Here is a 361-nt window from a genome sequence, read left to right on the forward strand (position 1 = left end):
GATTGTGGAAGTGATGGGTCGCTACTGTGGCGATCTGACACTGGCGGCCGCCATTGCGGGTGGCTGTGAGTTCATCGTACTGCCTGAGTTCCCGTATACTCGTGAAGAGCTGGTAGCGGAAATCAAAGCGGGCATCGCCAAAGGTAAAAAGCACGCTATCGTGGCGATTACCGAGCACATCTGCGATATCGACGATCTGGCGCGTTTCATCGAAACAGAAACCAAGCGTGAAACCCGTTCTACCGTTCTGGGCCACATTCAGCGTGGCGGTGCACCTTGTGCGTATGACCCTATTCTGGCCTCACGCATGGGTGCCTACTCCATTGAACTGCTGATGCAGGGTTACGGCGGCCGTTGCGTC

The 361-nt window shown here is 56.0% G+C and carries 1 protein-coding gene; it reads left to right on the plus strand.

The annotated features are described in order from the left end of the window. On the plus strand, window positions 1-361 hold a 361-nt coding region (locus tag SB765_RS28320; RefSeq protein WP_410932313.1), incomplete at both ends, for a 6-phosphofructokinase.

This window comes from Pseudomonas sp. SIMBA_067 (assembly GCF_046534675.1).
Lineage (GTDB): Bacteria > Pseudomonadota > Gammaproteobacteria > Pseudomonadales > Pseudomonadaceae > Aquipseudomonas > Aquipseudomonas putida.